We start from the raw sequence: 26720 nt of genomic DNA on the forward strand, positions 1-26720 counted from the left end.
GAGGAGCTCTTGTGAGCACGTTGATTGTTTCTTTGCCGCCGCGCGAGCCGGCCGTGCCGCTGCAGGAATGGCAGTGGCCCGAGCTGCCGTTCACGCTCGTCGACAAGGCCGGCCACGTGCAGCGCGCCGGCCGCGCCGCGCTCGCGCTGCTGCCGCGCGCGAATGCGACGGTGCTGATCGTCGCCGCGCGCGACGTGCTGCTGCTGGCCGCGACCGTGCCGCCGCTGAAAGGGCCGAAGCTGCGCCAGGCGCTGCCCAACATCGTCGAGGATCAGCTGATCCAGGATCCGCTCGGCTGCCATATCGCGCTCGATCCGGACGCGCTGCCCGACGGGCGCCGCGTGCTGGCCGTCATCGATCGCGCGTGGTTCCGCACGATCTGCGACGCGTTCACGGCGGCCGGCCACCGGCACCTGAGCGCGGTGCCCGCGACCCGCTGCTTGCCGGCGCCGCACGTATCCGCCGCGCCGGCCGGCAGCGAAATCGACGTCGCCGCGGTGGCAGCGGACGCCGTCGAAGCGCCGCCGGCGCGCCCGGCGACGGTGGCCGCGGTGCTCGGGCTCGCGGCATCGGTCGAACAAGTGCTCGTCGAGGCCGGCGCGCAGCCGGCCGCGGCCGGTGCGCCGCGCCTCGAACTCGCGGTCGCGCGTGGCGCGCTCGGCGAAGGCTTCGCGGCGCCTGCGTCGCGCGCGGCCGGCACGCTGGCTGCGCTGGCAGGCGGCGGCGACGTCGAACTGTACGAACTCGGCGAACCGGGCGCGGAGCCTCGCCTGGCATCGGTCGGACACAGCGACGGCGGCCCGCTGCTGCCGGGCGCCGCACCGCTGTCGTTCGACGCGTTCGCGCGGCGCGCGCTGACCGAGAAGTTCGATCTGTGCCAGTTCGAATTCGAATCGCAGCCGTGGCGTTTCGACCGCGCGACGCTGAAGCGCCTGCGCGTGCCGATCGCGCTCGCCGCGGCGACGCTCGGCGTCGCGGTGATCGGGATGAACCTGCACTGGTGGAAGCTGTCGCGCGAGCGCGATGCGCTGTCCGCGCAGATCACCGAGACGCTCTTGTCCGCGTTCCCGAAGACGACGACGGTGCTCGATCCGCCCGCGCAGATGCAGCGCCAGCTCGACCAGTTGCGCGTTGCGGCCGGCGAGCTGTCGCCGAACGATTTCCTCGCGCTGTCGAGCGGGCTGTCGCGCTCGATGGGCGCGCTGCCGCTGAACGGCATCGCGTCGCTCGACTATCACGACCGGCGGCTCGACGTCGGCTTCAAGCCGGAGGTGAAGGTCGATCCCGATTTCACGCAGCGCCTCGCACGTAACGGACTGTCCGGCGAAGTCGACAGCAACACGGGCAAATGGACGATCCGGAGCCGCTCATGAAGACGGAACAACTGAACCAGACGCTGGCCCAGTTCTGGGGCGAGCGCTCGCCGCGCGAAAAGACGCTGCTCGGCTGGGGCGGCGCCGTGCTGGCGGTCGCGATCGCGTATTCGGTGCTGTGGTCGCCCGCGCAGGAAGGCCGCGCACGGATCCAGCGCGAACTGCCGACGATGCGCCGCGAGCTTGCGCAGATGACCGCGCAGGCGAACGAGGCGAAGTCGCTGACGGCCGCCGCGCAGGGCGTGGCGCCGACCGGCCTCGCGCTGAAGGATGCGCTGACCGCGTCGCTGTCCGATCACGGGATGCAGGGCGCGCAGGTGCAGATCGTCGGCAACGGCGTGCAGATCCAGATGAAGAACGTGTCGTTCCCCGCGTGGACGCAGTGGCTCGACGATGCGCGCCGGCAGTTCAAGGTGCAGGTCGGCGAGGCGCATGCAACGGCGCTGAAGGACGACGGCCAGGTCGACCTGACGGCCGTGATGCAACCGTCTACGCAGAAATGACGCAGTGGATGACGCAAGTGGAAGGCGGCCGATGAGGCCGGGACTCAGGCGGCTCACCGCCGCATTGCCGTGGGTACTGGCGGGCGGGCTGGCGACGGCGGTGACGCTCGTCGCGCTCGCGCCGGCCGCATGGATCGCGCCGCAGTTCGCGCGGGCGACCGGCGGCCACGTGAATCTCGTCGATCCGGACGGGTCGCTGTGGCGCGGCTCGGGCACGCTGATGCTCGCGCCGGGGGCCGACCAGAGCGCGGCGACGCTGCTGCCGGGCCGGGTCGAATGGACCACGGGCTTCTGGCCGCTGCTGACCGGGCGCGTGCGGATGCGCATGCGTCAGACCGAGGCGATGCCCGATGCGGTCACGCTCGATGCGACGTGGCGCGGCGCGGTGCTGTCGGCGGGCACGATGGCCGTGCCCGCGTCGCTGCTCGCGGGGCTCGGCACGCCGTTCAACACGCTCGACCTGCAGGGCGACGTGCGGCTCGGCTGGAGCGACTGGCGGCTGATCGGCAACAACGCGTTCGGCCAGCTGACGGTGACGATCGATTCGATGAGTTCGCGCGTCTCGCGCGTGAAGCCGCTCGGGTCGTACCGCGCGGTGCTGCAGGCGAAGGGGGCCGGCGCCGATCTCGACCTGTCGACGACGCAGGGCCCGCTGTTCCTCGACGGCCACGGCAGTTTCGGCCCGGGCCAGGGATCGTTCCGCGGCACCGCGCATGCGGCGCCCGAGCAGCAGGCGAACCTTGCGGGGCTGCTGAACCTGCTCGGCCACCCGATCGGGAACAACGAGGTGTCGCTGATCTTCGGCGACGCGCAGCGCTGACGCGCGCGTCGCCCTTTCCTGCCTACTGCTGCGCGAGCGGCGCAGCGACCGACGGTGCGGCGGCCGCGGGCGCGGCCGCACCGGATGCCGGCACGGGCGCCGGCGCCGCCATGTCGCCGTTCTCGCGCGCCATCTCCGACACATTCCAGCCGCCGCCGAGCGCCTTCACGAGCCCGACCGACGACGTCATCCGCTGGCCGGCGATCGTCGCGAGCTTCTGCTGCGCGGTGAAGGCGGTGGTCTGCGCGGTCAGCACGTTCAGGTACGCGACCGTGCCGGCCTTGTACTGGTTCGTGACGATCGCGAGCGCATGCTCGGCGCTGTCGACGGCCTGCCGCTGCACGTCGATTTCCTGCGCCAGAATGCGTTGCGACGCGAGGTTGTCCTCGACGTCCTGGAACGCGGTGAGCACCGCGAGGCGGTACGCGGCGACGTCCTGGTCGTAGGTCGCGCGCGCGGCGTCGGTCTGCGCGGCGCGCAGCCCTGCGTCGAACAGCGTGGCCGCGAGTTGCGGGCCGACCGTCCAGAAGCGCGCCGGCAGCGTGAACAGCTGCGACCACACCGAGCTCTGGAAGCCGCCGCTCGCCGACAGCGTGAGGGTCGGGAAGAACGCGGAAATCGCGACGCCGATCTGCTCGTTCGCGGCCGCCGCGCGGCGCTCGGCCGCCGCGACGTCGGGCCGGCGCTCGAGGATCGCGGACGGCACGTCGACCGGCGTGATCGGCGGCTCGGCCGTGAGCGGATTCGGCGGCAGCGAGAACGCCGACGCCGGTTGGCCGATCAGCGTCGCGATCGCATGCTCGTACTGCGCGCGCGCGACGCCGTTGTCGATCGATGCGGCCTGCGCGCTCTGCAGCTGCGTCTGCGCCTGGATCACGTCCGCGCGCGCGGCGACGCCCTGCGCGTACTGGTTCTGCGTGAGTTTCAGGGACTGTTCGTACGCTTTCACGGTGTCGTCGAGCAGCTTCTGCAGCGAGTCGGACGTGCGCAGCTGGAAATAGGTCTGCGCAAGCAGCGCCTGCTGCGACAGCCGCGCGTTCGCGAGGTCGGCCGCGGCGGCCGCCTCGCCGGCGCGCTGCGCGCCGACGGTGCGGCTCACCTTGCCCCACAGGTCGGGTTCCCAGCTCGCGTCGAGGCCGACGCTGTAGCTGTTGCTGATCGACGAACTGCCGCCGAAACTCGATGAAGATCCCGACGACACCGACGCGCGCGGCGTGCGGGCGCGTGAGCCCGATGCGGTCAGCCCGACGGTCGGGAAGTATGCGGCACGCGCCTCGGCCACGAGCGCACGCGCCTGCCGGTACGCGGCCGCCGATTGCGCGATGGTCTGGTTCGACGTGTTGAGCTTGTCGATCAGCGCATCGAGCTGCGGATCGTTGTAGACCGTCCACCACGGGCCGCGGTCGGTGCGGTCGGCGGGCTGCGCGACCTTCCAGCCGGCCGGCGCTTCCTTGTAGGCGGCGGGGATCGACGTGTCGGGCCGGTGATAGTCGGGCCCGACGGCGCAGCCGGCGAGCAGCACGGCCGTCGCGACGGCGACGGCGGCGCTCAGCGGGCGAAAGGCGCGCGGGAAGGGGGCGTACGGCATGGTGATATTCCTGTCTGGGCGGGACGTCCGGCGAGCGGCGTCGCGCGATGCGGTCGTCGTGCCGCTGGCGGACAAATGGTAACTGACGGCGGGAAAGCTGCGCAGCCCCAAGGGTACGGTGCGCGGCGACAGGAATGTGTTACCGGCGCGGGCGGCCGGTTTACCGGGGATTACGACCTGGCGGGAAGACGGGCAGGCGACGCCGGCCGTACGGGGCACGGCCGGCGCTCAGCCGGCCGAGCGGTCGTGAAGGCGGCAGACGCGCGGCGTCAGTGGCAGCGCGCGGGCAGCGGGAGCGGTTCGGCGGCGGACCGCCATGTCGACGGCTCCGTCGCGGCCGGCTGGCCCGTGCGGCGCACGCCGTCTTTCGCGTTGCGCTGCCGGCGATGATCGAACCATGCGAACCCGATCGCCGCGAGCGAGCCGCCCGGCACCACCAGCATCGTCACGTACAGCGCGATCTTCCAGCCGCGGTGCGGCCCGGAAAACACATGATGAGCGGTATCGGTCAGGTTGCGGCGCAGCGCGCCGGCGGCATTTTTCAGGAACAGCATCGCGAACATCCTCGGGTGCCCGGCAGCGCGGGCGATTCGGTCAGAACATAGTCTCCGGCAGTGCAACATGCACGTCGTAACTGGTTGCCTTAAATAATATTGACTAAGCAATCATTTTTCAAGATACTGGGCGCGTTCAAATCCGAAACGCACTATTGCTGCGCGCGCAATCGCATGACCGGCGGCCTCTACGATCCCGAGAACATCGAGCTGGAAAAGAGCCTCGGCTACTACCTGTCGAAGGCGAAGCAGGCGCTCGTCGAGCGGATGGACCGTGCGCTCGAGCCGCTCGACCTCACCGCGCAGCAGATCGGCGTGATCCTGCTGCTGTCGCGCGGCTATGCGCGCACGCCGTTCGAGCTGTCCCGCAAGATGTCGTACGACAGCGGTTCGATGACGCGGATGCTCGACCGGCTCGAACGCAAGGGGCTCGTCGCCCGTTCGCGCAGCGAGCAGGATCGCCGAATGATCGAGCTGACGCTGACCGAGCGCGGCGCCGAAGCTGCGCGGGCGTTGCCGTCGCTGATCGCGACCGCGCTCAACGCGCAGCTCGACGGGTTCTCGGCCGACGAGCTCGCGACGCTCACCGGTCTGCTGCAGCGCTTCATCGCCAACGGGCCCGGCCCGGCCGGCTGCCCGGCACCCGACGACGAAGCGGGCGGCTGACGTGCGCGGCGGCCCGATGTCTAGGTTAAGCACTCGCTTATTTGTCTGTCTGGGCAGAAGATGACCGTGCACGCGCTCTCCGTTTCCCTTTATCCGTTCCACCCGGCCGGGTTGCGCTGCGGCGCACACCCGTGCGTTGTGCCGGCGCGCCGCGCGCGCCGCGTCTAGGAGATTCCGATGTCCGCCACCCCGGCATCCGCCGCCTCCCCTGCCGCCGAGCCCGCGCCGCTGTCCGGCGGCGCACTCGCGCTGCTCACCGTCGGGCTCGCGCTCGGCACGTTCATGGAAGTGCTCGATACGTCGATCGCGAACGTCGCGGTGCCGACCATTTCGGGCAGCCTCGGCGTCGCGACGAGCGAAGGCACCTGGGTGATCTCGTCGTACTCGGTCGCGTCCGCGATCGCCGTGCCGCTCACCGGCTGGCTCGCGCGGCGGGTCGGCGAGGTGCGCCTGTTCACGCTGTCGGTGCTCGCGTTCACGATCGCGTCGGCGCTGTGCGGCCTCGCGACCAACTTCGAGACGCTGATCGCGTTCCGGCTGCTGCAGGGCCTCGTGTCGGGGCCGATGGTGCCGCTGTCGCAGACGATCCTGATGCGCAGCTATCCACCCGCGAAGCGCGGGCTCGCGCTGGGGCTATGGGCGATGACGGTGATCGTCGCGCCGATCTTCGGCCCGCTGCTGGGCGGCTGGATCAGCGACAACTACACGTGGCCGTGGATCTTCTACATCAACCTGCCGATCGGCATCTTCTCTGCGACCTGCGCGTATTTCCTGCTGCGCGGCCGCGAGACGAAGACGACGAAGCAGCGGATCGACGCGATCGGCCTCGCGCTGCTCGTGATCGGCGTGTCGTGCCTGCAGATGATGCTCGATCTCGGCAAGGACCGCGACTGGTTCAACTCGTCGTTCATCGTCGCGCTGGCGCTGATCGCGGTCGTGTCGCTCGCGTTCATGCTCGTGTGGGAGGCCACCGAGAAGGACCCGGTGGTCGACCTGTCGCTCTTCAAGGACCGCAACTTCGCGCTCGGCGCGATGATCATCTCGTTCGGCTTCATGGCGTTCTTCGGCTCGGTCGTGATCTTCCCGCTGTGGCTGCAGACGGTGATGGGCTACACGGCCGGCAAGGCCGGCCTCGCGACCGCGCCGGTCGGGCTGCTCGCGCTCGTGCTGTCGCCGCTGATCGGCCGCAACATGCACCGGCTCGACCTGCGGATGGTCGCGAGCTTCGCGTTCATCGTGTTCGCCGGCGTGTCGATCTGGAATTCGACGTTCACGCTCGACGTGCCGTTCAACCACGTGATCCTGCCGCGACTCGTACAGGGGATCGGCGTCGCATGCTTCTTCGTGCCGATGACGACGATCACGCTGTCGAGCATCCCGGACGAGCGGCTCGCGAGCGCGTCCGGGCTGTCGAACTTCCTGCGCACGCTGTCGGGCGCGATCGGCACCGCGGCCAGCTCGACGTTCTGGGAGAACGACGCGATCTACCATCACGCGCGGCTGTCGGAATCGGTGAGCGTGTATGCGCAGGGCACGACCGACTACCAGGGCGCGCTGTCGCAGCTCGGCATCGTCGGCCAGACGGCCAATGCGCAGCTCAACCAGCTCGTCACGCAGCAGGGCTTCATGATGGCGACCAACGACTTCTTCCTGCTGTCGGCATTCATGTTCGGCGCGCTCGCGGCGCTCGTGTGGATCACGAAGCCGAGGAAGGGCGCGGGGCCGGCGATGGGACATTGAGCACGCGCGGCGACGTGTCCTGCGCGTCGCGGACTGTCGGGGCGGCCAAGGCTGGCAAGCCGCTGGTCAAGGTGGTACCGATCGATGCGCCCGAAGTCGCTGCGCCGTCCCGGATCGGCTTCATGAAGGGGCAGATTCGGGTCCCGGACGACTTCGACACGATGGGGGACGATGCCGTCCGGAAGCTGTTCGAGGGTGACGCGTGAAACTGTTGCTCGACACCCACTGGTCACGCACGACCTGACCGTTGCCCGGTACCCGGGGCCGGTCCAGCACGTCTGATCGTCGGGTAGCGCAGCCGTCACTCCCGCGCGCGCAATCCGCCGAACGCCAGATCGTCGACGGGCGCGACCGGCAGCGTCGCCCGCGCCACGTCGAGCCACGCCCGCGCCGCGTGCGACAGATACCCCTTCTTCAGCCAGCCGAGCGCGATCGCCCACGTGATCTCCGGCTCGACGATCGGCCGGCACGTGAACTGGCCCGCGTCGAGCCGCCGGCAATACGGCTCGGGAAGCAGCGCGATGCCGACGCCCGCATGCACGAGCGCGGCCATGAAATCCCAGTGGCCGCTGCGGCTCACGATCGACGGCGTAAAGCCGACCTGCCGGCATGCGTCGAGCACCGCGTCGTGCAGCGCGAGACTTTCCGCGTAGAACACGAACGACTCGCGCGCGAGATCCGCGAGCGGCACGGCCGCATGCTCCTCCCAGCGCGACTCGCGCGGCGCGACGAGCCACAGCGGCGCGCGCACCATCGGCAGCCGCTCGAAGGTGCCGGGGTCGACCGGCTCCAGCAGCCCGCCCAGCTCCAGCTCGCCCGACATCAGCGCGGCCTCGATCATCCGCGCGCCCTGCTCGAACAGCTTCAGCTCGATGTTCGGATAGCGCTGCTTGTAGGCGGCGATGATCGGCGTGAACAGCGAGCCGCCGAGCGGCGGGATCCCGATCGTCAGCTCGCCGCGCCCGAGCGTGCCGAGATCGTTCAGCTCCGACTGCAGCTGCGCCTGCGCGGCGAGCACGTCCTGACCGCGCTGGAACACGATCCGCCCGGCGTCGGTCAGCACCATCTGCCGGCCGTCGCGCAGCAGCAGCGGCGAACCGATCTCGTCCTCCAGCGCCTTCACCATCTTGCTGATGGTCGGCTGGGTCACGAACAGTTTGTCGGCGGCCGCCGTGAAGCTCTGCTGGCGGACCACCTCGACGAAGTACCGCAGTGCGCGCAATTCCATCGATGACTCCCCAAAGTGGTGCGGCGATCCCAAAGCGAATTCCTAAATGGAATGATAAGGATAGAGACAAGTCATTTTATTTATGGTTAGGGGAAACCCTATACTCACACCATCAACGGAATCATCCGCAGGGAGCCCGCCATGACCAAGCCGACCGCCGCACTCGCCAACCGCCCCGCCGCATCGGGCGGCATCGCACGCACGGGCCGGATCGTGCTGCAGGCCGCCGCGCTCGGCGCGCTGTGGATGGCGGTCGACTGGGCCGTGCGCAAGGTCGGGCTGCCGATCCCGTCCGGCGTGATCGGCCTCGCGGTACTGCTCGTGCTGCTGTTCTCGGGCCGCGTCGCACCCGCGTGGGTGAAGGACGGCGCGAACTGGCTGCTGTCCGACATGCTGCTGTTCTTCGTGCCGGCCGCCGTCGCGGCCGTGCAGTACGGCGGACTGTTCCGCGAGGACGGCTGGCGCATCGCGCTGGTGATGCTCGCCGGTACCGCGTTCGTGATGGTCGCGGTGGCCGTCGCGGTCGATCTCGCCGCGAAGCTCGAGCGCCGGCTCGCCGCGCAGCGCGTGTTCGCCGAACGCCGCCGCGCACGGCTGAGCGCCGTGTCCGCGCACTGAGCCGGAGCCCGCGATGCTGGCCGCATTGTCGAACCTGTCCGCCGAAAACGCGAACACCGCGATCTCGTTCGGCTGCTTCGTGCTGACGGTCGCACTGTATTTCGCGTCGAAGCGGCTCTACGCGTTCAAGAAGACGCTGCTGTTCTCGCCGCTCGTGTTCGTGCCGGGCGTGCTGGTGCTGCTCGTGCTGCTGACCGGCATCCCGTATTCGGTCTACTTCCACGACACGCGCTGGCTGATGTGGCTGCTCGGCCCGGCGACGATCGCGTTCGCGGTGCCGATCTACGACTATCGCGACCTGATCCGCCGCCACTGGCTGTCGCTGTCGGTGGGCGTCGCGGTCGGGATCGGCGCGGGCGTGTGCGGGTCGCTGCTGCTCGCGAAGCTGCTGCATCTGTCGCCCGAGCTGCAGCGCTCGCTGATGACGCGCTCGGTGTCGACGCCGTTCGCGCTCGCCGTGTCGGACAAGATCCACGCGCCGAAGGATCTCACCGCGCTGTTCGTGATCGCGACCGGCATCTGCGGGATGCTGCTCGGCGAACTGGTGCTCGCGCTGGTGCCGCTGCGCACGCGGCTCGCGCGCGGTGCGCTGTTCGGCGCGGCCGCCCACGGCGTGGGCACGGCGAAGGCGCGCGAGATCGGCAGCGAGGAAGGTGTCGTGTCGAGCCTCACGATGATGATCGCGGGCGTCGCGATGGTGCTGATCGCGCCGCTGCTCACGCTGTTGCCGATCTGACCGCGCGGCCGGCACGAAGCGAACGTGCCGCCCGCGATCGGCGCGGCCCGCTCCGCGCGGCGGCAACGGCGCCGCCTCCCGTCCGCGCCCGCTCCGCCCGTTCCCGCCTGCCCGGCGGCCTTTGCGCACCCGGCATGACCGCCCGCCCCCGCCCCACTAACCTGCATCGGGCCGACACCCGGCCGACAATCGGCTGAGATAGCCGCAAATCCCCCCTCTTTTCCGCCCATCGGGCTCGGCCCGGATGCCGAACAATGCATGCTACGAGACATCACGCACGCATTCACATGGCCTCCACGACCGCAAACCCGCCCGCCGACAAGCCGGCTTCGTCCGGCAAGTTCAAGCGCATCGCGCTCCTCGCCGTCATCGCGCTGGGCGCGGCCGCCGCTGCCGCCGGCGGCATGTACGTGTTTCTGAGCAAGGCGGGCGTCGGCCATGCGAGCGCGCCCGCCGAGCCGGCGCCGCTTGCCGCGCCGGTGTTTTTCCCGCTCGACCCGCTGACCGTGAACCTGCAGTCGGACGACGGCGCGCAGCACTACCTGCGCGTCGGCCTGTCGCTGAAGCTCACCGACCCGAAGGCGCAGGAGCAACTGACCGCGCGGATGCCGGAGATCCGCAGCCGGATCCTGCTCGCGCTGTCGAACAAGCATCCCGAGGATCTCGCGACGCCGGACGGCAAACGTTCGCTCGCGAAGGAACTGCGGGAGCTGATCGAACAGCCGACGCAGCCGGGCAACCAGCGCGCGAAGGTCGACGACGTGCTGTTCACCGAGTTCGTCGTCCAGTAACGCGGCCGAGAAAGGAGCGCGTATGGGTCACCAGGAGTTCATGTCCCAGGAGGAGGTCGATGCCCTCCTCAAGGGCGTCACGGGCGAAGCCGATTCGGTCGACGAGCAGCGCGACACGTCGGGCGTGCGCCCCTACAACATCGCGACGCAGGAGCGGATCGTCCGCGGCCGGATGCCCGGTCTCGAGATCATCAACGACCGCTTCGCGCGCCTCTTGCGGATCGGCATCTTCAACTTCATGCGGCGTACGGCGGAAATCTCCGTCAGCCAGGTGAAGGTGCAGAAGTACAGCGAGTTCACCCGCAACCTGCCGATCCCGACGAACCTGAACCTGGTGCACGTGAAGCCGCTGCGCGGCACGTCGCTGTTCGTGTTCGATCCGAACCTCGTGTTCTTCGTCGTCGACAACCTGTTCGGCGGCGACGGGCGGTTCCACACGCGCGTCGAAGGCCGCGACTTCACGGCCACCGAGCAGCGGATCATCGGCAAGCTGCTGAACCTCGTGTTCGAGCACTACACGAGCGCGTGGAAGAGCGTGCGGCCGCTGCAGTTCGAATTTGTGCGCTCGGAGATGCACACGCAGTTCGCGAACGTCGCGACGCCGAACGAGATCGTGATCGTCACGCAGTTCTCGATCGAGTTCGGGCCGACGGGCGGCACGCTGCACATCTGCATGCCGTATTCGATGATCGAGCCGATCCGCGACGTGCTCAGCTCGCCGATCCAGGGCGAGGCGCTCGAAGTCGACCGCCGCTGGGTGCGCGTGCTGTCGCAGCAGGTGCAGGCCGCCGAAGTCGAGCTGACCGCGAATCTCGCCGAGATCTCGTCGACGTTCGAGAAGATCCTGAACCTGCGCGCCGGCGACGTGCTGCCGCTGGAAATCGACGACACGATCGTCGCGAAGGTCGATGGCGTGCCGGTCATGGAATGCGGCTACGGAATTTTCAATGGTCAATATGCATTGCGCGTGCAGAAGATGGTCGGCGCGGGCGATGCGATGAAGGAAGGTGGATATGAGTGAGCTGAACCAGACGCCCGACGACGACATGCAGGCGATGGCCGACGCGGCCCTCGCGGCGTCGGCCGCCACCGCGCAGGCGGCGCCGGCTGCGGCGGAGGAGGATCCGGGCATGGACGACTGGGCGGCCGCGCTCGCCGAGCAGAATCAGCAGCCGGTGCAGGCGGGCGCGACGGGCGCCGGCGTGTTCCAGCCGCTGTCGAAGGCCGCGGCCACCTCGACACACAATGACATCGAGATGATCCTCGACATCCCGGTCAAGATGACCGTGGAGCTCGGCCGCACGAAGATCGCGATCCGCAACCTGCTGCAGCTCGCGCAGGGCTCGGTCGTCGAGCTCGACGGCCTCGCCGGCGAGCCGATGGACGTGCTCGTGAACGGCTGCCTGATCGCGCAGGGCGAAGTCGTGGTCGTCAACGACAAGTTCGGCATCCGCCTGACCGACATCATCACGCCGGCCGAACGCATCCGGAAGCTCAACCGATGAACGTGGCGACGCCCGGCCGCCGCGCATGCAACGCGACGGCAGCGGCGGCGCTGGCCGTCGCCGCATCGCTCGCGTGCGCGCCGGCCGGCGCCGCCGACATGAACGCGGTGAACCATCCGGGCTCGATCGCATCGAGCGTGGTGGTCGGTTCGGCCGCGCCGTCGCTCGGCATCGGCGCGGTGCTGCAGACGCTCGTCGGGCTCGCGGTCGTGATCGGTCTCGTGTTCGCCTGCGCGTGGCTCGCGCGCCGTTTCGGCTTCCAGCATGCACGCGGCGGCGGCCCGCTGAAGGTCGTGTCCAGTGTCGCGGTCGGCGGGAAGGAGAGCGCGACGATCGTCGAGATCGGCGACACCTGGCTCGTGCTCGGCGTCGCGCCGGGCAACGTGCGATTGCTGCACACGCTGCCGGCCGGTTCGGCCTCGGCTGCCGCGACGGCGGCTTCGGCTTCGGCCTCGGGCGACACGCCCGCCGGCACCGCTTCTTCCGAAAGCGGCCTGCCCGGCACGTTCGGCTCGCGGTTTCGCGACGCGCTCGCGGGCGAAGCCGCGAAGCGCCTCGGTCGCGGCAAGGACCGCTGACATGGCGCCGCGCCTTCTTTCCGACTCCGCATTCCGATGAAATACGCATTCCTGCATCGCGCGGCGCGCTGCGCGCCCGTGCTGATCCTCTGCCTCGCCCCCGCGCTCGCGTACGCGCAGGCGAACGGCCTGCCCGCGTTCAACGCGAGCCCGGGCACGCATGGCGGCACCACCTATTCGCTGAGCGTGCAGACGATGCTGCTGCTCACGATGCTGTCGTTCCTGCCGGCGATGCTGCTGATGATGACGAGCTTCACGCGCATCATCATCGTGCTGTCGCTGCTGCGCCAGGCGCTCGGCACCGCGACGACGCCGCCGAACCAGGTGCTCGTCGGCCTCGCGATGTTCCTCACCTTCTTCGTGATGTCGCCGGTGCTCGACCGCGCGTACAACGACGGCTACAAGCCGTTCTCCGACGGCTCGATGCCGATGGAGCAGGCCGTGCAGCGCGGCGTCGCGCCGTTCAAGACCTTCATGCTGAAGCAGACCCGCGAGACCGATCTCGCGCTGTTCGCGAAGATCTCGAAGGCCGCGCCGATGCAGGGGCCCGAGGACGTGCCGCTGTCGCTGCTGGTGCCCGCGTTCGTCACGAGCGAGCTGAAGACGGGCTTCCAGATCGGCTTCACGGTGTTCATCCCGTTCCTGATCATCGACATGGTCGTCGCGAGCGTGCTGATGTCGATGGGGATGATGATGGTGTCGCCGTCCACCGTGTCGCTGCCGTTCAAGCTGATGCTGTTCGTGCTGGTCGACGGCTGGCAGCTGCTGATCGGCTCGCTCGCGCAGAGCTTCACGTAAGCCGCGGAGGAACACGCACGATGACGCCCGAACAGGTGATGACGCTCGCGCACCAGGCGATGATGGTCGGCCTGCTGCTCGCCGCCCCGCTGCTGTTGGTCGCGCTCGCGGTCGGCCTCGTCGTGAGCCTGTTCCAGGCCGCGACGCAGATCAACGAAGCGACGCTGTCGTTCATCCCGAAGCTGCTCGCGGTGGCCGCGACGCTCGTGATCGCCGGCCCGTGGATGCTGACGACGATGCTCGACTACCTGCGGCAGACGCTGCTGCACGTCGCGACGCTCGGCGTCGGCTGAGCCGCGCGCCCGGCGCCCTTCCACCGCGATGTTCTCGGTTACCTACGCGCAGCTCAACGGCTGGCTCACGGCGTTCCTGTGGCCGTTCGTGCGGATGCTCGCGCTCGTCGCGACGGCACCCGTCGTCGGGCATGCGGCGGTGCCCGTGCGCGTGAAGATCGGGCTCGCCGCATTCATGGCGCTGGTCGTCGCGCCCACGCTCGGCGCGATGCCGGACGTCACCGTATTCTCCGCGCAGGGCATCTGGATCCTCGTCACGCAGTTCCTGATCGGCGTCGCGATGGGTTTCACGATGCAGCTCGTGTTCGCGGCCGTCGAGGCGGCCGGCGATTTCATCGGACTGTCGATGGGGCTCGGCTTCGCGACGTTCTTCGATCCGCATACGAGCGGCGCGACGCCCGCGATGGGCCGCTTCCTGAACGCGGTCGCGATGCTCGCGTTCCTCGCGGTGGACGGCCACCTGCAGGTGTTCGCCGCGCTCGCCGCGTCGTTCCAGTCGCTGCCGGTGTCGGCCGACCTGCTGCACGCGAGCGGCTGGCGCACGCTCGCCGCGTTCGGCACGACCGTGTTCGAGATGGGGCTGCTGCTCGCGCTGCCGGTGGTCGCGGCGCTGCTGATCGCGAACCTCGCGCTCGGCATCCTGAACCGCGCGGCGCCGCAGATCGGCGTGTTCCAGGTCGGCTTTCCGGTGACGATGCTGGTCGGGCTGTTGCTCGTGCAACTGATGATCCCGAACCTCGTGCCGTTCGTGTCGCACCTGTTCGACATGGGGCTCGACGCGATGGGGCGCGTGCTGATCGGGTGGCGCTGAGGCGGCGATGCCTGGCAGGCGTGCGGGATATTCGCGCTGCCCCCTTGCTTTTCGAGCCACACCGGACGGAAATCCGGCGCGCATCGACGTCAGCGGCCTTGCTCCGTTTTGACCCACCGGCCGCGCCACACGACGCCTTCTGCCTCCCGCCCCAGGCCGCCGCAAGGAAATTGCTGGAAAACCCCTAAACGAACCGCCCCCCCGCGAAAGGTAGCGGAAGGCTTCGCGTCCCTATACTCGTCGTGACGATGCAGCAAGCATCGCGCCACACGAATACAACGAACGGAGACGACCCGATGCGACCCATCCTGCGCACCCTCGCCGTGGCAGCCAGCCTGAGCTGCACGCTTGCCGCTCATCCCGCTTTCGCCGACGACGGCGGCAAGATCACGATCATGGTCGGCGGGATCGCGAAGCTGATCTACCTGCCCGCGCGGCTCACGCAGGAGCTCGGCAACTTCAAGGCCGAAGGGCTCGACGTCGAGCTGCTGTCGCAGCCGGCCGGCGTCGACGCCGAGAACGAGCTGCTCGCGGGCGCCGTGCAAGGCGTGGTCGGCTTCTACGACCACACGATCGACCTGCAGAGCAAGGGCAAGGACGTGAAGGCGATCGCCGTGTTCGGCCAGGTGCCGGGCGAAGTCGAGATGGTGTCGACCAAGGCCGCGCCGACCTTCAAGTCGATGGCCGACGCGAAGGGCAAGACGCTCGGCGTCACGGGCCTCGGCTCGTCGACGAGCTTCCTCACGCAATACCTCGCGCTCGCGCACGGCGTGCCGTCGACGCAGTACACGATGCTGCCGGTCGGCGCCGACGCGAGCTTCATCGCCGCGATCAAGCAGGGCCGCATCGACGCCGGGATGACGACCGAGCCGACGGTGTCCGCGCTCGAGAAGATGGGCGACGCGAAGGTGCTGGTCGACATGCGCACGCTGGAAGGCACGCGCGCCGCGCTCGGCGGCACCTACCCGGCCGCGAGCCTGTACGTGCAATCGGCGTGGGCCGATTCGCACAAGGAGCAGGCGGTCAAACTCGCGCACGCGTTCGCGAAGACGATGCAGTTCATCCATACGCACAGCGCCGAGGAGATCGCCGCGAAGATGCCGGCCGACTACCAGAAGGACAAGGCGCTGTACGTGAGCGCGCTGAAGGCGTCGCTGCCGATGTTCACCGCCGACGCGAAGATGCCGGCCGACGGCCCGGCGACGGTGCTGAAGGTGCTGTCGGCGTTCAACCCGTCGGTGAAGGGCAAGCACATCGACCTGGCGCGCACCTACACGAACGATTTCGTGAACGCGAAGTAGTCGATTCCAGTAGCGGCGCCGGCGGCGGCGATCCCGCCGCCGTGCGTGCCCCGTTCCGGCCCGGTTGACCGGCCCGGCGTCGCCACGATGCGGCGCCCTCCTCACCCGCAGGACGAATGCGATGAACCAGGCAGTTTCTCCGAGCACACCGGCGATCGAGTTTCGCAATGTGTCGTGCCGCTTCATTTCGCCGGAAGGCAAGGCCACCGTCGCGCTGCGCGACTTCAGCATGAGCGTCGCGCGCGGCGAATTCATCGCGATCGTCGGGCCGACCGGCTGCGGCAAGTCGACGACGCTGAACCTGATCACCGGGCTGCTCAAGCCGGTGTCGGGCGAAGTACGCGTGATGGGCCGCCCGGTCGACGGGATCGACCCGCGCATCGGCTTCGTGTTCCAGGCCGACGCCGTGTTCCCGTGGCGCAACGTGATCGACAACGTCGCGGCCGGCCCGCTGTTTCGCGGCCGCTCGAAGGACGTCGCGTATGCGCAGGCCGAGGAATGGATCCGCAAGGTCGGCCTCGACAAGTTCACGAAGCACTACCCGCACCAGCTTTCCGGCGGGATGAGAAAGCGCGTCGCGCTCGCGCAGACCTTCATCAACCAGCCGGAAATCCTGCTGATGGACGAGCCGTTCTCCGCGCTCGACATGCAGACGCGCACGCTGATGCAGGACGAACTGCTGCAGCTGTGGTCAGCGAACAAGGGCTCGGTCGTGTTCGTCACGCACGACCTCGAGGAAGCGATCGCGCTGGCCGACCGCGTGTTCGTGCTGACCGCGCGCCCCGCCACGCTCAAGCGCGTGTACGAGATCGACCTGCCGCGCCCGCGCGTCACGTCGGAAATTCGCTACGACCCGCGCTTCATCGAAATTTCCAAGGACATCTGGCACGACCTGCGCGAAGAAGTGCAGATCGGCTGACGCGTACGCCGCACGGCAAGAACCGCAAGGACAGGAGCATGACCGACATGACGCTTCCCCCCACCGCCCTTCCGGCGACGACGCTCGAGGACGACGAGCGCGCCGCGCAACGCCGGCTGCGCCGCCGGCGCAACCTGATCGTCACGCTGCGGATCGCCGTGCTCGTGATCGTGCTGGGCGGGTGGGAACTCGCCGCACGACTGAAGTGGATCGATCCGTTCTTTTTCTCGATGCCGTCGCTGATCTTCGCGCAGATCCAGGACTGGTTCGTGAACGGCACGTCGCAGGGCCCGCTGCTCACGCAGGTATGGGTCACGCTCGAGGAAACCGGGATCGGCTTCATCATCGGCTCGGTCGCCGGCGTGATCTGCGGGATCGTGCTCGGCCGCAACAAGCTGATGGCCGACGTGTTCGGCCTGTATATCCAGATCGCGAACTCGATTCCGCGCGTCGTGCTCGGCTCGATCTTCGTGATCGCGCTCGGCCTCGGGATGGCGTCGAAGATCGCACTGGCCGTCGTGATGGTGTTCTTCGTCGTGTTCGGCAACGCGTTCCAGGGCGTGCGCGAAGCCGACCGCTACCTGATCGCGAACGCGCAGATCCTCGGCGCGTCGCGCCGGCAGATCACCACGGCGGTCGTGATCCCGTCCGCGCTGAGCTGGATTCTCGCGAGCCTGCACGTGAGCTTCGGCTTCGCGCTGGTCGGTGCGGTGGTCGGCGAATTCCTGGGTTCCAAGCAAGGCATCGGGCTGCTAATCTCCACCGCCCAGGGCGCGTTCAACGCGAGCGGCGTGTTCGCGGCGATGATCGTGCTGGCCGTGGTCGCGCTGGCCGCCGACTACCTGCTGACCTGGCTCGAGAAGCGGCTCTTGAAGTGGCGCCCCGCGGCGTTCTGAACGCGGCGTCCGGACGCCTGACATGACACTCCCGACCGCGCCGGCGACCCCGGCGCGGTTCGGCATTTCGAAGAAGGAGCGCAACCGGATGGCGCACAGCCTGCGCGGACGGCTGCTGTGGTGGCTGCTGCTGCCGCTCGCGGTGTTCGTGCTGATCGCCGGCGCGATGTCGTACGACACCGCGCGGACCACGGCCGGGCTCGTGCAGGACAGCGCGCTCGTCGCGTCCGCGCGCACGATCGGCGAGGACATCGAATGGCGCAACGGCCTGCCGGTCGCCGACGTGCCGCCGGCCGCGCTGGAGATTTTCGAGTCGCCGGCGGGCGATTCGGTGTTCTACAAGGTGGTCGACGGCCACGCCCGCCTGCTCGCCGGCAATCCGGCGCTCGACCTGCCCGCGCGGCACGGCGTCGAGCCGACGCTGTACGACACGTCGCTCGACGGCGTGCCGCTGCGCGCGGTGGCCTACGATCGCCAGCTGTACGACGAGGGGCAGGTCGAAACGGTCACGGTGGTCGTCGCGAAGACGACGCGCTCGTACGGCGCGATGATCGCGACGATCTGGCGGCCGCAGCTCGTGCGCCTGTCGCTGATGCTGGCGCTCGCGATGGTGCTCGTCTATCTCGGCCTCACCTTCGAGCTGCGTCCGCTGATGAAGCTGAAGGACGACGTGGCCGACCGCGGGCCGATGGAACTCGAGCCGATCCGCCCCGAACGGCTGCAGCACGAGCTGCGGCCGATCGTCGACGCGATCAACCAGTGCATCGCGCGGCTCAACACGCATACGGCCACGCAGCGGCGCTTCATCGCGGATGCCGCGCACCAGTTGCGCACGCCGATCGCGGTGCTCGACACGCAGATCCAGTACGCGCAGCGGCGCGGGCACGACGACGCGGAACTCGCGTCGGTGCTCGACAGCATGCAGCGCAGCAGCCGCAAGATGGCCGACGTGACCGACAAGCTGCTGCTGCTCGCGCATGCGGAAGCGACGCCGTCGACGCTGCTGACCCATCGCGTCGATCTCGCGGCTGTGGTGTCGAGCGTGCTGGAGGAAACGATCGTGCTCGCGCAGCGGCGCGATATCGACCTCGGCGCCGACCTCGGCGAGCGGCTCGACGTCGCGGGCAGCGACAGCCTGCTGACCGCGCTGGTGATGAACCTCGTCGACAACGCGGTGCGCTACACGCAGCCGGGCGGCTGCGTGACGGTCGCCGCGCGGCGCGACGGCGACGCGATCGTGCTCGACGTGGTCGACAACGGCCCGGGCATTCCGGCCGAGGCTCGGCCGCACGTGTTCAAGCGGTTCTACCGCGTGTCGACCGACACCGAAGGCTCGGGCCTCGGCCTCGCGATCGTCCGCGAGATCGCGCAGGCGCACGGCGGCAGCGTGTCGCTCGCGCCGGGGCCCGGCAATCGCGGTATTGTCGTGACGGTACGGCTGCCCGCCTACGATTGAAGAGATGTCGCCATGAAACTCCTGCTGGTCGAAGACAACGCCGAACTCGCGCACTGGATCGTGAACCTGCTGCGCGGCGAGGATTTCGCGGTCGACTGCGTCGGCGACGGCGAGCGCGCCGACACGGTGCTGAAGACCGAACGCTACGACGCGGTGCTGCTCGACATGCGGCTGCCCGGCATCAGCGGCAAGGAGGTGCTCGCGCGGCTGCGGCGCCGCAACGACAACGTGCCGGTGCTGATGCTGACCGCGCACGGCTCGGTCGACGACAAGGTCGACTGCTTCGGCGCGGGCGCCGACGACTACGTCGTGAAGCCGTTCGAATCGCGCGAGCTGGTCGCCCGGATTCGCGCGCTGATCCGCCGGCAGGCCGGCGTCGGCACGACGCAGCTCGTGTGCGGCGATCTCGTCTACGCGTTCGGCACGCGCGAATTCCGCTGCGGCGAAACGGTGCTGACGCTGCGCCGCCGCGAGCACGCGATCCTCGAAACGCTGATGCTGCAGCAGAACAAGACGGTGTCGAAGGCGCGGCTGATGGACAGCGTGTTCGCGCTCGACGACGAGCCGAGCGCCGACGCGATCGACATCTACATTCACCGGCTGCGCAAGCATCTCGCGGGTAGCACGGCCGAGATCATCACGCTGCGCGGGCTCGGCTATATCCTGCGCGCGAAGAGCACGCAGGACTGACGGGCGCGCCTGCGTCACCGCCGAACATCGATTCGTATCACGAAACGCATCGACCGCCTGCCGGTTGGCGGCGTGGCGCGTCTCCGCACGCGCTGCCGATCCGTGACGATTGCGCGTTCGGTGTTTTCACCGATCCGGTTCTTTCCTCCGGGAAAGCGGCGTGAAGGATTGCACCCTCTACGATGCTACGCGTCGGCCCTCTCGCTGTGGCCGGCAAGAGTCGGCATACATTACGTACTGCCAACGACAGAATTTCAATGCGGCAGCTCGGAGGAGACGATCTTGAAACGAAAAACCCTTGCCCTTTCCATCGCGGCGGCCGGCCTGTGCGCCGGTACCCAGGCGCACGCGCAATCGAGCGTGCAGCTCTATGGCCTGATGGACCTGAGCTTTCCGACCTACCGGACCCACGCCGACGCGAACGGCAAACACGTGATCGGGATGGGCAACGACGGCGAGCCGTGGTTCAGCGGCAGCCGCTGGGGCCTGAAAGGCGCCGAAGACATCGGCGGCGGCACGAAGATCATCTTCCGCCTCGAGAGCGAATTCGTGGTCGCGAACGGCCAGATGGAAGACAGCGGCCAGATTTTCGACCGCGATGCGTGGGTCGGCGTCGAGGACGAGCGCTTCGGCAAGCTGACGGCCGGCTTCCAGAACACGATCGCGCGCGACGCGGCGACGATCTACGGCGATCCGTACGGCTCCGCGAAGCTTTCGACCGAGGAAGGCGGCTGGACCAACTCGAACAACTTCAAGCAGATGATCTTCTACGCGGCCGGCCCGACCGGCACGCGCTACAACAACGGCATCGCGTGGAAGAAGCTGTTCGCCAACGGCATCTTCGCGAGCGCCGGCTACCAGTTCAGCAACTCGACGCAGTTCGCGACCGGCTCCGCGTACCAGGCCGCGCTCGGCTACAACGGCGGGCCGTTCAACGTGTCGGGCTTCTACAGCCACGTGAACAACGGCGGCTTCAGGAACCAGACGTTCTCGGTCGGCGGCAACTACACGTTCAGCATCGTGCGCCTGAATGCCGGCTACTTCCGCTACAACGGCGACCAGGGCTCGCTCGGCCAGCGCCACGACGATTCGTGGACGGTGTCGATGAAGATCGCCCCGAAGGGCGCGCTCGACTACGAGCTCGGCTACCAGCAGATGCGCGTGAAGAACGCCGCGAACAACGCGGACGGCTTCACGCCGAATGCCAACCTCGGCGCGTTCAGCCTGACCAACGGCGTCGCCAACGGCTTCAAGGAGACGATCTACGGGTCGGTGTTCTACCACCTGAGCAAGCGCACCGAGGTGTACCTGGCCGGCGACTACATGAAGCTGCACGGCGGTTACACGGTGTCGTCGACGTTCGGCGCGAAGAACCAGCTCGAACTGACGTCGGGCATCCGCACGCGGTTCTGACCGCGGGGCGCCATCCGGGCGGCGCCCACCGGGCTCCGTCCCCTCCATCCGGGATTCTCCATGCGGGCACGCCGGCGCACTGCGCCGACCGTGCCCTTTTTTTCGGCGGCGCCGCCGGTTGGCCGGAGCGCCCGGCAAGCCAGCGCCGGCCGGCCCCGGGCGCGACGCCGCCGGAAGCCGCTTGCGGCCCGTCCGGTGGCCGACGAGCGGCCGAAACCCGCCCGATCGCCTCACATCGGCGCTTGACCTGCGCCGATCGACTCGCTAGCGTTTCGGGTTTGCCCGGGCGGCCATTGCCGCCGGTGCCGTGAGCGCGCCCGACGTCCTGGCGCGCACGGCCGGGCTCCGATGGAAAAGACGATGCAGAAACTCGATGCGGCCAGCCCGCAGGCGATGTCGACGGATTTCACCGCCGACAACGTCGCGCGCCTGAAGGCGCTGTTCCCCGAACTCGTGACCGAAGGCCCCGCCGGCGCGTCGGTCGACGTCGACGTGCTGAAGGCGCTGATCGGCGAACGCACGGTCGGCGACGCCGACGAGCGCTACGGTTTTCACTGGCACGGCAAGCGCAGCGCGCGCCAGGCCGCGCTCACGCCGTCGACGGGCACGCTGCGCCCCTGCCCCGACGACAGCGTCGCGTGGGACGACACGCGCCATCTCGTGATCGAGGGCGACAACCTCGACGTGATGAAGCTGCTGCACAAGAGCTACGCGGGCAAGGTGAAGCTCGTCTACATCGATCCGCCGTACAACACGGGCAGCGATTTCGTCTATCCGGACGACTTCAGCGACAGCATCCGCCACTACCTGGCGATGACGGGCCAGACCGAAGGCGGCGTGAAGCGCAGCACCAACACCGAGGCGAACGGCCGGTTCCACACCGACTGGCTGAACATGATGTATCCGCGCCTGAAGCTCGCGCATGCGCTGCTGTCCGACGAAGGGCTGATCGCCGTGCACATCGACGAGCACGAAGTGCATGCGCTCGTGCTGATGCTGCGCGAGATCTTCGGCGAGGAGAACGAGCTCGGCGTGGCCGTGTGGGACAAGCGCAATCCGAAGGGCGACGCCCGCGGCATCGCGTACCAGCACGAATCGCTGGTGCTGTTCGCGCGCAACGCCGAGACGCTGCTCGAACAGGCGCCGCTCAGGCGGCCGAAGCGCAACGCGCAGCGCATGCTCGACGCCGCTCATGACGCCGTCTACCGCAGCGGCAACGCGAAGGACGCGCAGAAGGCGTACCGCGCATGGTTGAAGGCGCAGACCAACCTGTCCGGCGGCGAAGTGATGTACGACCGGCTGTCGGAAGACGGCCGCGTGTACCGCCTCGTGTCGATGGCCTGGCCGAACAAAAAGAAGGCGCCGGACGAGTATTTCACGCCGCTGATCCACCCGGTCACCGGCAAGCCGTGCGCGATGCCGGCGCGCGGCTGGCGCAACCCGCCCGCGACGATGCAGGCGCTGATCGAGCGCGGCCAGATCGAATTCGGCGCGGACGAAACCACGCAGCCGCAGCGGATCTACTACCTCGATGAGAACATGTACGAGAACGTGCCGTCGGTATTGCCGTTCGCCGGCTCCGACGACGCGCTGCTCAAGGCGCTCGGCATCCCGTTCGACCTGCCGAAGCCGGTCGATTTCGCGGCGGCCGTGATCGGCTGGTGCACGCGCGGCGACGACATCGTGCTCGACTGCTTCGCGGGCTCCGGCTCGACCGGCCACGCGGTGATGCAGGTGAACGCGACCGACGGCGGCGCGCGCCGCTACATCCTCGTGCAGCTGCCCGAGGCGCTCGACCGCCGCGACAAGACGCAGCAGGCGGCCGCCGATTTCTGCGCAAAGCTGAAAAAACCGCTGACGCTCGCGGAAATCACGAAGGAGCGCCTGCGCCGCGCCGCGCAGCAGGTCGCGCGCGACTACCCGGAAAGCTATGGCGACCTCGGCTTTCGCGTGTACCGGCTCGACACGACCAACGTGATCGAGTGGGACCCGCGCCGCGACGACTTCGACCACGCCCTCTTCGCGTCCGTCGAGCACGTGAAGACCGGCCGCACCGAGGATGACCTGCTCGCCGAGCTGACGCTGAAGCTCGGCCTCGACCTGTGCACGCCGGTCGAACATCACACGATCGCCGGCAAGACCGTGCACCTGATCGGCCGCTCGATCGTCGCGTGCTTCGATGCGCGCATCGCGCGCGACGACGCGGGCCCGCTCGCCGACGGCATCGTCGACCTGCTCGACGCGAGCGGCGCGACGCGCGACGTCACGTGCCTGTTCCGCGACAGCGGCTTCGTCGACGACGTCGCGAAGCTCAATCTCGCCGCGCTGCTCGAACAGCACGGCGTGAAGCGCGTGCGGAGCCTGTGATGCGGCTGCATTTCGAAGCGGATCTCGACTACCAGCGCGAGGCAATCGACGCCGTCTGCGACCTGTTTCGCGGGCAGGAGTCGTATCGCGGCGACTTCAGCGTGCTCGCGAACGCCGCGCCCGGCACGACGGCTGCGGCGCAAGGCTCGCTCGGCTTCGCGGTGTCGGAGCAAGGCGTCGGCAACCGGCTGTCGCTGACCGACGACGCGCTCGCGCGCAATCTCGCCGACGTGCAGCTGCGCGGCGGGCTGCCGCCGTCCGGCCTGCCCGGCTCGCGCGACTTCACCGTCGAGATGGAAACCGGCACCGGCAAGACCTACGTGTACCTGCGCACGATCTTCGAGCTGAACCGCCGCTACGGCTTCACGAAGTTCGTGATCGTCGTGCCGTCGATCGCGATCAAGGAAGGCGTGCACAAGACGCTCGCGATCACCGAGGATCACTTCCGCGCGCTGTACGCGGGCGTGCCGTACGACTACTTCCTGTACGACTCCGCGAAGCTCGGCCAGGTGCGCCACTTCGCGGCGAGCGCGGCGATCCAGATCATGGTGATGACGGTTGCCGCGATCAACAAGAAGGAGATCAACAATCTCTACAAGGACAGCGAGAAGACCGGCGGCGAGAAGCCGATCGACCTGATCCGCGCGACGCGCCCGATCGTGATCGTCGACGAGCCGCAGAGCGTCGACGGCGGCCTCGAAGGCCGCGGGCGCGAAGCGCTGGCCGCGATGGCGCCGCTCTGCACGCTGCGCTATTCGGCCACGCACGTCGACCGTCACCACATGGTGTACCGGCTCGACGCGGTCGACGCGTACGAGCGCAAGCTCGTCAAGCAGATCGAGATCGCATCGGCGATCGTCGAGGATGCGCACAACAAGCCGTACGTGCGGCTCGTCGGCGTGTCGAACCGGCGCGGCGCGATCAGCGCGCGCATCGAACTCGACGTCGCGACGGCGGCAGGCGTGAAGCGCCAGATCGTGTCGGCCACCGACGGCGACGATCTCGAACGCCTGACCAGGCGCGCGCTGTACGCGGGGCTGCGGATCGGCGAAGTCCACGCGGTGAAGGGCGCCGAATACGTCGAGCTGCGCCATCCGGAAGGCGAGGCGTTCCTGTCGCTCGGCGAGGCGTTCGGCGACATCGACACGCTCGCCGTGCAGCGCGAGATGATCCGCCGCACGATCCGCGAACATCTCGACAAGGAATTGCGCCTGGCCGAGCGCGGCGTGAAGGTGCTGTCGCTGTTCTTCGTCGATTCGGTCGAACGCTATCGCCGCTACGACGAAAACGGAATGCCCGTGAAAGGCGACTACGCGCTGATCTTCGAAGAGGAATATGCGCGCGCGGCCCGCGTGCCGGCCTACCGCGCGCTGTTCGACGGCGTGGACGTGGCCCTCGAAGTCGAGCGCGCGCACAACGGCTACTTCTCGATCGACCGCAAGGGCGGCTGGACCGACACGAGCGAAAGCAGCGCGGCAGCGCGCGAGAACGCGGAGCGCGCGTACGGCCTGATCATGCGCGAGAAGGAAGCGCTGCTGTCGTTCGACACGCCGCTGAAGTTCATCTTCTCGCACTCGGCGCTGAAGGAAGGCTGGGACAACCCGAACGTGTTCCAGATCTGCACGCTGCGCGACATCCAGACCGAACGCGAGCGCCGCCAGACGCTCGGCCGCGGGCTGCGCCTCGCCGTCGACCAGGACGGCGAACGCGTGCGCGATCCGGGCGTGAACACGCTCACCGTGATCGCGACCGAGCGCTACGAGTCGTTCGCGGAGAACCTGCAGAAGGAAATCGAGGCCGACACGGGCATCCGCTTCGGCATCGTCGAGCAACACCAGTTCGCGGCGCTGCCCGTGCAGGAAGGCGACGGGCCCGCGCATGCGCTCGGCATCGAGCTGTCGCGCGTGCTGTGGAACCACCTGCACGAGCAGGGCTACGTCGACGCGCAGGGCAAGGTGCTCGACCGGCTCAAGGATGCGCTGCGCCAGAGCGCGCTGGTGCTTCCGGGCGCGTTCGAGATGCTGCGCGCGCCGATCGTCGCGACGCTGCGCAAGCTGTCGGGCCGCTTCGCGGTGCGCAACGCCGACGAGCGCCGCGCGATCGCGTTGCGGCGCGATGCGTCGGGCAAGGCCGTCGTGTTCGGCGAGGATTTCCGCGCGCTGTGGGACCGCATTCGTCATCGCACCGTGTACCGCGTCGAGTTCGACAACGCGAAGCTCGTCCGCGACTGCACGGCCGCGTTGCGCGACGCGCCGGACATCGCGCGTGCGCGGCTGCAGTGGCGCAAGGCCGAGATCGACATCGGCAAGGCCGGCATCGAGGCGATCGAGGTGGGCGGCGCCGGCACGGTGCTGCTCGACGAAGGCGAGTTGCCGCTGCCCGACCTGCTCACCGAGCTGCAGGACCGCACGCAGCTCACGCGCCGTTCGCTCGCGACGATCCTGGCCGACAGCGGCCGGCTCGACGATTTCCGCGTGAATCCGCAGCAGTTCATCGCGGTCGCGGCCGACGCGATCAATCGCTGCAAGCGGCTCGCGCTCGTCGCGGGCATCGCGTACCGCAAGCTCGGCGAGCGCCACGTGCATGCGCTCGAATCGTTCGAGAGCGAGGCGCTGACCGGCTACCTGCGCAACCTGCGGCCCGATGCGCGGAAGTCGATCCACGAAGCGGTCGTGTGCGAGACGGATGCGGAGCGCGCGTTCGCCGATGCGCTCGAGGCGCACGACGGCGTGAAGCTGTACGCGAAGCTGCCCGCGTGGTTCCGCGTGCAGACGCCGCTCGGCAGCTATCATCCGGACTGGGCCGTGCTCGCGGAGCAGGACGGCGGCGAGCGGCTGTACTTCGTCGTCGATACGCCGAATGCGGACGGCCACGTGCCGAGCGAACACGAGCGCGCGAAGCTCGCGTGCGGCGAAGCGCATTTCCGCGCGCTGGTGGACGGCGACGATGCGGCGCGCTTCGTGCGCGTCAGGCAGGCCGATGCATTGTTCGAGCCGGCGGTACCGCCGGCGAGCGCCGGGCGATAAGACGAAGGGCGGCATCGAGCCGCCCTTTTTTCATGGAACGCCGCGCGCGC

Annotated in this window: 26 protein-coding genes; 23 read left to right on the forward strand and 3 right to left on the reverse strand. The window is 68.7% G+C overall.

Annotated elements, in window-relative coordinates; genetic code table 11:
• Window positions 1-11: 11 nt before the first annotated feature.
• The 3 genes from gspL to HWX08_RS27595 are packed head-to-tail and all read left to right on the forward strand — an operon-like array spanning window position 12 to window position 2696.
• Window positions 12-1373, forward strand: coding sequence for a type II secretion system protein GspL (gene gspL / locus HWX08_RS27585; RefSeq protein ID WP_069255380.1), 1362 nt, complete (start codon window positions 12-14; stop codon window positions 1371-1373).
• Window positions 1370-1876: a type II secretion system protein GspM gene (gene gspM / locus HWX08_RS27590; protein ID WP_069257903.1), complete on the forward strand. Its 507-nt coding sequence runs from the start codon at window positions 1370-1372 to the stop codon at window positions 1874-1876. The genes gspL and gspM overlap by 4 nt, the downstream gene beginning before the upstream one ends.
• Window positions 1877-1907: 31 nt before the next feature.
• A complete protein-coding gene (locus HWX08_RS27595) occupies window positions 1908-2696 on the forward strand; it encodes a type II secretion system protein N (protein WP_069255379.1) in 789 nt (262 codons plus the stop codon).
• A 22-nt stretch (window positions 2697-2718) separates the two neighbouring features.
• Here the strand turns inward: HWX08_RS27595 and HWX08_RS27600 are convergent, their stop codons facing one another.
• Window positions 2719-4284: an efflux transporter outer membrane subunit gene (locus tag HWX08_RS27600; protein WP_174922852.1), complete on the reverse strand. Its 1566-nt coding sequence runs from the start codon at window positions 4282-4284 to the stop codon at window positions 2719-2721.
• Window positions 4285-4553: 269 nt separating this feature from the next.
• Window positions 4554-4838 (reverse strand): multidrug ABC transporter ATPase, encoded by a 285-nt coding sequence (locus HWX08_RS27605; RefSeq protein ID WP_174922853.1) that lies wholly within the window; start codon window positions 4836-4838, stop codon window positions 4554-4556.
• Window positions 4839-5012: 174 nt separating this feature from the next.
• Between HWX08_RS27605 and HWX08_RS27610 the strand changes: the two genes are divergently transcribed.
• The 3 genes from HWX08_RS27610 to HWX08_RS27620 all read left to right on the forward strand — a co-directional run bounded on the left by HWX08_RS27610 (window position 5013) and on the right by HWX08_RS27620 (window position 7450).
• Window positions 5013-5504 (forward strand): MarR family winged helix-turn-helix transcriptional regulator, encoded by a 492-nt coding sequence (locus tag HWX08_RS27610; RefSeq protein ID WP_069255376.1) that lies wholly within the window; start codon window positions 5013-5015, stop codon window positions 5502-5504.
• Between the two features lie 177 nt (window positions 5505-5681).
• Window positions 5682-7244: a DHA2 family efflux MFS transporter permease subunit gene (locus HWX08_RS27615; protein WP_069255375.1), complete on the forward strand. Its 1563-nt coding sequence runs from the start codon at window positions 5682-5684 to the stop codon at window positions 7242-7244.
• The gene (locus HWX08_RS27620; protein ID WP_069257902.1) at window positions 7241-7450 is read left to right on the forward strand and encodes a hypothetical protein; all 210 of its coding nucleotides are present in this window, start codon (window positions 7241-7243) and stop codon (window positions 7448-7450) included. Before HWX08_RS27615 ends, HWX08_RS27620 begins: the two co-directional genes overlap by 4 nt.
• A gap of 95 nt (window positions 7451-7545) precedes the next feature.
• Here HWX08_RS27620 and HWX08_RS27625 read toward each other — a convergent pair whose 3' ends face one another.
• Window positions 7546-8472, reverse strand: coding sequence for a LysR family transcriptional regulator (locus tag HWX08_RS27625; protein WP_069255374.1), 927 nt, complete (start codon window positions 8470-8472; stop codon window positions 7546-7548).
• 141 nt (window positions 8473-8613) lie between these two features.
• On the opposite strand from HWX08_RS27625, the gene HWX08_RS27630 reads away from it, so the two are divergent.
• The 17 genes from HWX08_RS27630 (at window position 8614) to HWX08_RS27710 (ending at window position 26670) form a co-directional block, all read left to right on the forward strand.
• A complete protein-coding gene (locus tag HWX08_RS27630) occupies window positions 8614-9090 on the forward strand; it encodes a CidA/LrgA family protein (protein ID WP_069255373.1) in 477 nt (158 codons plus the stop codon).
• Between the two features lie 13 nt (window positions 9091-9103).
• On the forward strand, window positions 9104-9826 hold the full coding sequence (locus HWX08_RS27635; protein WP_069255372.1) for an LrgB family protein: 723 nt from the start codon (window positions 9104-9106) through the stop codon (window positions 9824-9826).
• 254 nt (window positions 9827-10080) lie between these two features.
• Window positions 10081-10617 carry a flagellar basal body-associated protein FliL gene (fliL, locus tag HWX08_RS27640; RefSeq protein WP_069255371.1) on the forward strand — a complete coding sequence of 179 codons (537 nt, stop codon included), beginning with the start codon at window positions 10081-10083 and terminating at the stop codon, window positions 10615-10617.
• A gap of 22 nt (window positions 10618-10639) precedes the next feature.
• Window positions 10640-11638: a flagellar motor switch protein FliM gene (fliM, locus tag HWX08_RS27645; RefSeq protein ID WP_174922854.1), complete on the forward strand. Its 999-nt coding sequence runs from the start codon at window positions 10640-10642 to the stop codon at window positions 11636-11638.
• Window positions 11631-12122 (forward strand): flagellar motor switch protein FliN, encoded by a 492-nt coding sequence (fliN, locus tag HWX08_RS27650; RefSeq protein ID WP_069255369.1) that lies wholly within the window; start codon window positions 11631-11633, stop codon window positions 12120-12122. Before fliM ends, fliN begins: the two co-directional genes overlap by 8 nt.
• Complete coding sequence (gene fliO / locus HWX08_RS27655) at window positions 12119-12700, forward strand: flagellar biosynthetic protein FliO (protein ID WP_174922855.1); 582 nt, start codon at window positions 12119-12121, stop codon at window positions 12698-12700. Before fliN ends, fliO begins: the two co-directional genes overlap by 4 nt.
• A gap of 36 nt (window positions 12701-12736) precedes the next feature.
• The gene (gene fliP / locus HWX08_RS27660; RefSeq protein ID WP_174922856.1) at window positions 12737-13498 is read left to right on the forward strand and encodes a flagellar type III secretion system pore protein FliP; all 762 of its coding nucleotides are present in this window, start codon (window positions 12737-12739) and stop codon (window positions 13496-13498) included.
• Between the two features lie 20 nt (window positions 13499-13518).
• A complete protein-coding gene (gene fliQ, locus HWX08_RS27665; RefSeq protein WP_006491272.1) occupies window positions 13519-13791 on the forward strand; it encodes a flagellar biosynthesis protein FliQ in 273 nt (90 codons plus the stop codon).
• Window positions 13792-13819: 28 nt separating this feature from the next.
• A complete protein-coding gene (gene fliR / locus HWX08_RS27670) occupies window positions 13820-14602 on the forward strand; it encodes a flagellar biosynthetic protein FliR (protein ID WP_174922857.1) in 783 nt (260 codons plus the stop codon).
• 296 nt (window positions 14603-14898) lie between these two features.
• Window positions 14899-15903, forward strand: coding sequence for an ABC transporter substrate-binding protein (locus tag HWX08_RS27675; RefSeq protein ID WP_069257901.1), 1005 nt, complete (start codon window positions 14899-14901; stop codon window positions 15901-15903).
• A 121-nt stretch (window positions 15904-16024) separates the two neighbouring features.
• Window positions 16025-16822 carry an ABC transporter ATP-binding protein gene (locus HWX08_RS27680; RefSeq protein ID WP_048247995.1) on the forward strand — a complete coding sequence of 266 codons (798 nt, stop codon included), beginning with the start codon at window positions 16025-16027 and terminating at the stop codon, window positions 16820-16822.
• A 38-nt stretch (window positions 16823-16860) separates the two neighbouring features.
• Window positions 16861-17718, forward strand: coding sequence for an ABC transporter permease (locus tag HWX08_RS27685; protein ID WP_107310438.1), 858 nt, complete (start codon window positions 16861-16863; stop codon window positions 17716-17718).
• Between the two features lie 88 nt (window positions 17719-17806).
• A complete protein-coding gene (locus HWX08_RS27690; protein WP_174922870.1) occupies window positions 17807-19174 on the forward strand; it encodes a sensor histidine kinase in 1368 nt (455 codons plus the stop codon).
• 12 nt (window positions 19175-19186) lie between these two features.
• On the forward strand, window positions 19187-19864 hold the full coding sequence (locus tag HWX08_RS27695) for a response regulator (RefSeq protein WP_069255365.1): 678 nt from the start codon (window positions 19187-19189) through the stop codon (window positions 19862-19864).
• A 282-nt stretch (window positions 19865-20146) separates the two neighbouring features.
• Window positions 20147-21277, forward strand: coding sequence for a porin (locus tag HWX08_RS27700; protein ID WP_069255364.1), 1131 nt, complete (start codon window positions 20147-20149; stop codon window positions 21275-21277).
• A 348-nt stretch (window positions 21278-21625) separates the two neighbouring features.
• The gene (locus HWX08_RS27705; RefSeq protein WP_107310437.1) at window positions 21626-23644 is read left to right on the forward strand and encodes a site-specific DNA-methyltransferase; all 2019 of its coding nucleotides are present in this window, start codon (window positions 21626-21628) and stop codon (window positions 23642-23644) included.
• On the forward strand, window positions 23644-26670 hold the full coding sequence (locus tag HWX08_RS27710; protein WP_174922858.1) for a type III restriction-modification system endonuclease: 3027 nt from the start codon (window positions 23644-23646) through the stop codon (window positions 26668-26670). Before HWX08_RS27705 ends, HWX08_RS27710 begins: the two co-directional genes overlap by 1 nt.
• Window positions 26671-26720: the final 50 nt, after the last annotated feature.

It is taken from the genome of Burkholderia metallica, from assembly GCF_902832845.1.
In the GTDB taxonomy this organism is placed as follows: Bacteria; Pseudomonadota; Gammaproteobacteria; order Burkholderiales; family Burkholderiaceae; genus Burkholderia; species Burkholderia metallica.